Annotated in this window: 1 protein-coding gene; it reads right to left on the bottom strand. The window is 67.0% G+C overall.

Annotated elements, in window-relative coordinates; genetic code table 11:
* Positions 1-5 precede the first annotated feature (5 nt).
* A complete protein-coding gene (locus VX037_RS00435; protein WP_328712857.1) occupies positions 6-8036 on the bottom strand; it encodes a non-ribosomal peptide synthetase in 8031 nt (2676 codons plus the stop codon).
* Positions 8037-8458: the final 422 nt, after the last annotated feature.

Raw genomic sequence — 8458 nt, 5'->3', positions numbered from 1 at the left:
CCCTGTCACGTTCGTTCGCTGCCTTCCGACTCAGTGGAATCTGTCGCATGGTCGCCCTGGGCCACTACCCTCCCGGCACGTTCGCGCAACTCGTAGAGAACCGCGTCGAACTCTTCGGGTCCGGCCTCCGCGAGGCCGGGTATCAACGTCATCGCCGCCATCGTCAACGCCGAGTCCGCGTCGGGCGCAGTGGGACTCATCGCCTGCATCATGATGTCGAGATCACCGAAGCTCAGCGCGGGTGGCCCGGCGACCGCCAATGCGGCGGGGTCGGCGGCCGACGCCTGCGCCACGAGATCGGCGAGCGCCACCTCGGCCACGGTGTCGTCGACCGCGCTGGCGAGGAGCTCATCGTCGAGACGGATACTGACGTCGCCGACATGGAGGTCCGGATCAGTGGTGACCGAATCCAGCACCTGCACGTACCGTGCCGCCAGCCGCTCGATGGTACTCGGGTCGAACAGGTCTGTGGCGTAGAGGAATTGCGCCCGCATCCCGCCACCGCGACTGTCGCGCTCAGGGTCGTTGGGGAACAGGGTCAGCTGCAGATCCACCTTCGCCGAGGTCAGTTCCTCCCCGATGGGTGCGACCGTCAACCGGTCGAACTGCAGGGTGGGGAATTCGACGTCCTGGAAGGCCAACATCACCTGATAGATCGGGTTGTACGACGTCGGAGGCTTGGGTAGAGCGCGCGCCACGATGTTGTCGAAGGCCACGTCGGTGTGCGACATGTCGGCGAGGTCCTCGTTGCGGACTCGCGCCAGCAGGTCCACGAAGGGCTCGGACGGGTCGATGCGGGTACGCAGCGCCAGGGTGTTGACGAACATACCCACCACGTCGTCGAGGCTCTGCTCGCCGCGGCCCGCGAACGGCGTACCGATCACCAGGTCGGTGGCACCCGACATCCGGTTCAGCAACACCGCGAAGGCAGCGTGGATCACCATGAATGATGTCGTATGGTGTTGGCGCGCAACTATTTCGAGCTGCGCAACCACCGCGGCGGGGATTTCCAGGTCAACCGCAGCGCCACGGAAGGTGGGCGACTTCGGCCGCGGGTGGTCATGCGGCAGATCCAGTCGCTCCGGGACACCGGCCAGGCGATCATCCCAATAGGCCAGCTGACGCTCTTCCTCGGTGGTGCCCTCGCCATCGGTCACCGCGAGGCGTTCCGACAGCCACAGGCTGAAGTCGGCGTACTGCACCGGAAGCGGCTTCCACGCGGGTTCGGCCCCGGTGTTGCGTGCCGCGTACGCCGTCATCAGATCGCGCGCCAGCGGCGACATCGACGCACCGTCGGCGCTGATGTGGTGGATGACGAAGACCAGAATGTGCTCGGTGGTCGACAACCGCAGCAACACCGCACGTACCGGCGGCCGGGTGGTGATGTCGAATCCTTCGCCGGTCACCTCACCGATGGCATCCTCCAGCGCGGACCCCACCTCCCGGACCTGCACCGTCAGCTCGCTCTCGACGACATCGGCGGGCAGGATCACCTGGATCGGCTCCCCGTTGATCATCGGGTAGGTGGTGCGCAGCGACTCGTGGCGGCGCACCAGGTCGGCGGTGGCCAGCTGTAATGCAGCGACGTCGAGATCACCGGTCAACCGCAACGCCATCGCGACGTTGTAGGCCGCCGATCCCGGGTTGGCGCGGTTGATCAACCACAGCCCGCGCTGCATCCCCGACACACGAACCAGCTCGGCACGACTGCGGGCCAGCAACGGTGGCGCCCCGTGACCGGTTGGGCTCGCCGCCAACGCCTGTGCCAGCGTTGCGACGGTGGGACGTTCGAACAGCAACTTCACCGGCACCGGCCGGTCGAGCAGGGCCGACAGCCGCGAGGTGACCTTGGTCGCCGACAACGAGCTGCCGCCGAGGTCGAAGAAGTCGGCGTCCGCACTGATCCGATCCTGCCCGAGCACCTGCCCGAAGATACCCGCGACCACGGTCTCCATCTGCGAGCTCGGTGCGCGATACCCGATCGTGGCGGAGAAGTCCACCGGCGGTAGCGATCTGCGGTCGATCTTGCCCGATGTGGTAAGCCGGAACTCCGAGACGACCACCAGCGAATGCGGCACCATGTAGGCGGGCAGGTGCACTGCCGCCTGCTCCAGGATGCGCTTGGGGTCCGCCGCCGCCCCGTCGACCAGACGCGCGTAGGCGACCAGCACGTCGTCGCCGCCGGGCCCCGGCACTCCCAGGCTGATGACCTCGCTGACCATGGGATGCCGCGCGATGGCGGCATCGACCTCGCCTGGCTCGATCCGCAGGCCGCGGATCTTCAGCTGGAAGTCGGTGCGTCCCACGTACCGTAGCGCGCCGGACGTGGTGCGGACCACCCGGTCACCGGTGCGGTACATGCGCTCGCCGTCACCGAACGGATTCGCCACGAACCGCGTCGCGGTCAGGTCTGGCCGACCGTGATACGCCTGCGCAAGCTGTATGCCCGACAGGTACAGCTCACCGGGGACCCCGGCGGGGACCGGCCGCAGCGCCGGATCCAGTACCAGCGCACCGACTCCGGGGACCGCGCGGCCGATGGTGACCTCGTCCCCCTCGTGCAGGGGTCCGGCAGCGGTCGCCCAGATGGTGACCTCGGTGGGGCCGTAGAGGTTGAAGAACGCGCGACCCGCGCGGGCCCATCGGCGCATCAGGTCCGGCGGGCAGGCCTCACCGACACTGATGACCCGCGACAGACTGGGCACCGCAGCCGGTTCCAGCGTCGCCAGCGCGGATGGTGTCATCACGGCGTGACTGACCTGATGAGTGTCGATGACCGTCGCGAGTTCGTCGCCGCCATAGACGCCGTTGGGGCTCACCACGAGTTCGGCGCCGGTGCACATCGCCATCAGGATCTCGAAGATCGAGGCGTCGAAGCTCGGCGACGCGACATGAAGCACCCGAGACCGCTGATCCAGTCGCAGGATCTTCTTCTGATTGGCCACCACCGTGGCCAGGCCGCGATGACTCAACGCGGCGGCCTTTGGCTTACCGGTGGAACCGGAGGTGTAGATCAGATACGCCAGGTCATCGAGGACCGGCGGCCGGATCAGTTCGTCGGTGCGCACCCGCGCGCCGCTGTGTCCGGCGAGCTGCAGCTCCATGGTCTCGTCGTCGATCGACAGCCACTCGACCCCGTCGGGGGCCTTGCGGGACACCTCGAGGACCGTCAGCCCCAGCGCGGCCTCGCTGTCGGCGAGGATCTCCGCGAGCCGGCCGGCGGGATGAGCCGGGTCGATGTTCACAAACGCCGCACCGGATTTGGCGACCGCCAGCATGGCCATCACCGACTGGTGTGAACGGGGGATGCACAGGGCAACAACATCACCCGGACCGAGTCCACGGGAGATCAGCTCGCGGGCGAGTTGGTTGGTGCCGGCCTCCAGGGTGGACCAGGTGATCGTACCGGCGCCGCTGATCGCGACACCAGAGGGATTGGCCTGGACCACACCGTTGAACAGCAGATCCCGCAACGTCTCGGGGATCGCCGGAGTCTTCGGACGCTCGGTGAGTGCGGCGAACTCCGCGCCGGCCACCAGGTCGATGGTGCCGACCCGCCTGGTGGGGGCCGCGACCATCGCACGCAGCACCGTGACCAGCTGATCGGCGACCCGCTCGATGGTCCGCTGGTCGAAGAGGTCAGCGGCATAGGCGAGTTCGACGTCCAGACCGGCGTCGCGGACCTGATCGGTGACGGTGATCGACAGATCGTACTTGGCCGACTGCACACGGGCGTCGAGCATCTCCGCCGAGTCGGCCCATTCCTCGAGCGCGCGGGCCTGACCCGGATGCATGGTGAGAGAGACCTGGAACAGCGGGGTGTGGGCAGCCGACCGCTCCGGCGCCACGGCCTCGACGACCCGCTCGAACGGGATCGTCGCGTGCCGCATCGCGCGGGTGCGGGTGGTGTGCGCACGATCGAGCAATTCGGCGGTGGTGTCTCCTGGTGCGATCGCGGTACGCAGCACCACCGTGTTGACGAACATGCCGACGAGATCGCTGGTCTCGGGTTCGTCGCGTCCGGCGACGGCAGTACCGATCGCGACCTCGTCCACCTCGGCCCACCGTGCCAGCAGGATGGCAAATGCCGTGTGCAGCACCGAAAACGGGGTGACGTTGTGGTCACGTGCCAGCGCGCGGACGCCGGCAACCAGATCGGGCTCGATGGTGATGTCCACGTATCCACCGCTGCCGGTGGCCACATGCGGGCGCGGATGGTCGGTGGGCAGCGGCAGGAAACCGGGCAGACCGGCCAGTTCCTGCTCCCAGAAGGCCAGCCCGTCGATCGCGACCTCGGTCGGCTCATCGGGGGCGCCGAGCAGGCGGTGTTGCCACATCGCGAAGTCTGCGTACTGGACATCCAGCGGCGGCAGCGGGTTGTCGACGCCGTCGCGCCGGGCGGTGTAGGCGACGAACAGGTCTCGGATCAGCGGCACGAGGGAAAAGCCGTCACCGGCGATGTGATGCAGCACCACCACCACGACATATCCCGAGCCGTCACGCAGAATCCTTGCCCGGAAGGGGATCTCGTGTGCGAGGTCGAATCCACGAGCCGCCTCGGCGCCGATCACCTCATCGAGGCGGCCATCGACGTCGACCACCTCGGTGTCCACCGATGTCGACGCCTCGGCGGCATCCAGAATCTCCTGAATCGGTTCCCCACCATGGGATCCGAACCGGGTGCGCAGGGTCTCGTGGCGCTGGATGAGGTCGCCGAGCGCCTGCTGCAGGGCCGCGACATCGACGTCGGCGCCGAGCCGTACCGCGCCCGGCATGTTGTAGGTACCGGCACCCGGATCCATCCGGTTGACGAACCACAGTCGCGTCTGCGAGTGCGACAGCGGAATGATCTGCGGGCGTGGGTCGACACGGGTGAGCGCCGGCCGGCCGTCGGCCCCGCCCGATCGAGAACGTTCGGCGATCTCACCGACGTCCACCGAGGTGAACACGTCGGTGAGATCGACCCGGACGTTGTGCTCCACTCGCGCTCGCGACACCAGGCGGGCGGCCATCAATGAGTCACCGCCGAGCGCGAAGATGTTGTCACGCAAACCGATTCGCTCCACCCCGAGCAGCTCGGAGATCAGCGAGGCCAGCGTCATCTCGACCGGTGTGCGCGGCGCCTCGTAACCGACGACCGGGGTGAGATCGGGAGCCGGCAGACTCTTTCGATCGAGTTTGCCCGCGGTACCCACCGGGAACTGGTCGAGCAGCACGGCCGCCGACGGCACCATGTGCGAGGGCAGATGGCGGCGACACCACGACAGCGCCGCAGCCTCGGTCACCGAGTCGTCGTCGGATCGCAGGTAGGCCACCAGTACGGGGCTGGGACCCAGGTCGGTACGGGGTACCACCGCGGTGGCGTCCACACCTGGCATCGCGTCGAGCACCGCTTCGATCTCACCGGGTTCGATCCGCTGGCCACGGATCTTCACCTGGAAATCGGTGCGCCCCAGGTATTGCAGCTCGCCGGCCGCATCCCAGCGCACGAGGTCGCCGGTACGGTACATGCGCGAGCCCGCGCCACCGAAGGGGTCGGCGACGAACCGGTCGGAGGTCAGATCGCTACGCCCCAGGTAGCCGTCGGCCAACTGGCAGCCGGCGAGATACAGTTCTCCTGCCACACCGGTGGGCACCGGACGTAGCCGGGTGTCGAGGACGTAGCTTTCGGTGTTGGCCACCGGCCGACCGATCGGCACCGGACCGTCGTCGGCCACCACGCGGTGCTCGGTGACGTCGACCGCGGCCTCGGTTGGGCCGTACAGGTTCACCAGTTCGGCGGTGGAGCCGTCGATCACCCGATCGGCCAGCAGCCGCGGCAACGCCTCACCGGAGGTGAACACACGGCGCACGGTGGCCGGCAGCAGGGTCTCGTGGCCCTCGTTCTGCAACACCTCGGTGTACACGTCCAGCATCGACGGAACGAAGTGCGCGACGTTGACCTCACGTCGGGTGATCAGGTCCAGCAGGTATTCGGGATCGCGATGTCCGTCCGGGCGGGCGATCACCATCCGCGCGCCTTCGGCCAACGGCCACAGCAGTTCCCACACCGAGACGTCGAAGGTGAAGGGGGTCTTGTACAGCACCCGATCCGCCTCGGAGAGCGGATAGTTCGCCTGCATCCAGGCGAGCCGGTTGAGGACCGCCGAGTGCGACACCTGCACACCCTTCGGCGTACCCGTCGAACCCGAGGTGAACAACACATAGGCGGCCTCGTCGCGCCCGCCGACCGCAGCGACGGCGGGCGGTTGCGCGGCCGCGGCATCACGGGCCACCGCATCGACGCCGATCGCGGAGAGCAGCGCGGCATCGATCACCACCGGAGCCGACACCGCATCCACGATGAGTCGTCGCCGCTCGTCGGGCTGGGTGGGATCGACCGGCACATAGGCGGCCCCCACCGTGAGCACAGCGTAGATCGCCGCCACCTGCCCCGGGCCGCGGCCCACCGACACGACCACGCGGTCGCCGCGTCCGACGCCCTCGGCGAGCAGATGCGCGGTGATCACCGCACGTAACTGGTCGAATTCGGCATACGTCCACTGCCGATCGTCGAACTCGACCGCGATGCGGTCCCCGTGATCGCGGACCTGACGCTCGAATGAGGTCAGCAGATGATCAACCGATTCCGGCAGCGCGAGCGCGGGCCCCTTGCCCAGCGCCAGCATCTCCGCACGTTCGTCGTCCATCAGCAGATCGACGTCGGCCACCAGGGTGTCGAGACCGGCGAACACCCGTCCGAGGAACACCAGGAACCGCTCGAGATGACCGCGCAACTCGTCCTCGGTGTACAGATGCGGATTGCCGTGGAAGTCGACGACCAGGCGTGCGCCGGGGCTGGCCTGGTACACGTTGAGGCGCAGATCCTCCAGGATGCCCGAGCTGAGGATCTGGTATTCGACGTCGGCACCGACCATCTCGATCGGCTTGTCGAAGAACATCAGATTGACGATAGGTCCGAAGGACGCCGTGTTGGCATCGGCCAGCCCGGCATCGATGCGGATGTCCTCGAACCGATATCGCTGATGGCGCAGGGCGCCGGTCAGTTCGAGCTGGCTCTGCTCGATGAGGTCGCGCATCGTCAGCCGGGACACGTCGCGGGCGCGGATCGGCAGCATGTTGGCCAGCATCCCGGCGGCATTCTTGATCTTCGCCGTGGCGCGGCCGGTCACCGGAAGGCTGAGAACCACATCGTCGGTGCCGGCCATCCGCGCGAGATAGGCCGAGAAACCGGCCGTCAGCAGGACGGCGGCCGAGGTGTTGAGTTCGGTGGCCACGCGGTCGAGCTGATCCTGGGCAGCAACGCTCATCTGGGCGCCGGCAACCAGATTGCGTGGCGACAGCGTGGCGGCGGCGGACTGCTGCGCCAGCGTGACCCGCTCGGGCAGATCCGCGACCCGGTCCACCCAGTGCGCCCGATCGGCGGCGCGACGAGTGCCCTCGCGGTACTTGATGTCGTCGGCGACGAGGTCGGCGAGGCTTGCGCCCGCCTTCGGCGCGTACTCGTCGCCCGCAAGCTCCGCGTTGTACCGGTTGACGACGTCGAGGACCGACATGAGTCCGGCATATCCGTCGAGTGCGATGTGGTGGGCCCGCACGTACCAGAACGACCGATCATCCGCGACGCGGATCAGCGTTGACACCACCAGCCGGTCACCGCGCAGATCCATTTGTCGTTGATAATCGTCATTCATCCATTGGTGCGCGGCGGCGACCGGATCGGGTTGATCGCGAAAATCGAGAAAATCGAGATCATTGTCGATCTGTTGATCGACAATCTGCATCGGGACGCCGTTGACCTCGACGATCCGGGTGAATGCGGACTCCCGGGCGCGACCGCTCTCCACCGTGACCCGACGGAACAGCTCGCGGTCGAGTTCCCGGCCGGCGTCGCGGATGTCGAGGTACTGAGCAACGGTAACGGAATAGTCGGCGGAGAGGTTCTCCGCGAACCACATCCCGCGCTGAGCAGCGGTGAGTTCGAGAGGGGTCGCTTCCGTGCCGTCGGCATCACGCGCAGTATGTGCTGACCCCATCGCCTCTCTCTTCCAGTTCGTCGGCCAGCCTGATCCAGCGACTCATCGGCAAGCCCGGTCGTACGTCGATCGATGTGTCCACCGCAACGACCGTTGTGGGCTGTCTGTTCCGCGGAAACGGTGTTCCCTCGCAACAGTGTGCGTCATTATCCACCCTTCAATTCCTACTTCACCATGATTCGGTTGAATGGATGAGCCCAGACCGAACCACCTGAATTGCCGGTAAACGACAAGCTCACAGATGGATTTCGTATCCGGACGCCAGATCGTTACGCGCGGCCCCGGCGCGTCGTCCAAACGTAGGAACCGTACCTGCCCGAAAGTAATGTTTTGGTATCCCCCGACGACAATGTCGCAGGGCGTGTCGATTGTTTGGGTACCATCGCCCACAGCAACCGGCCGTGTGCTCCGGCAACCGACGT

Origin of the sequence: Gordonia sp. Z-3, from assembly GCF_036233855.1 — a bacterium.
Lineage (GTDB): Bacteria > Actinomycetota > Actinomycetes > Mycobacteriales > Mycobacteriaceae > Gordonia > Gordonia tangerina.
The sequence above is the reverse complement of the archived record's forward strand: the minus strand, read 5'-3'. Positions and strand labels throughout refer to the sequence as shown.

Bases quoted from the DNA above. Each gene is read 5' to 3' on its own strand.
- VX037_RS00435 (WP_328712857.1), bottom strand. From the start codon at position 8,036: ATGGGGTCAGCACATACTGCGCGTGATGCCGACGGCACGGAAGCGACC.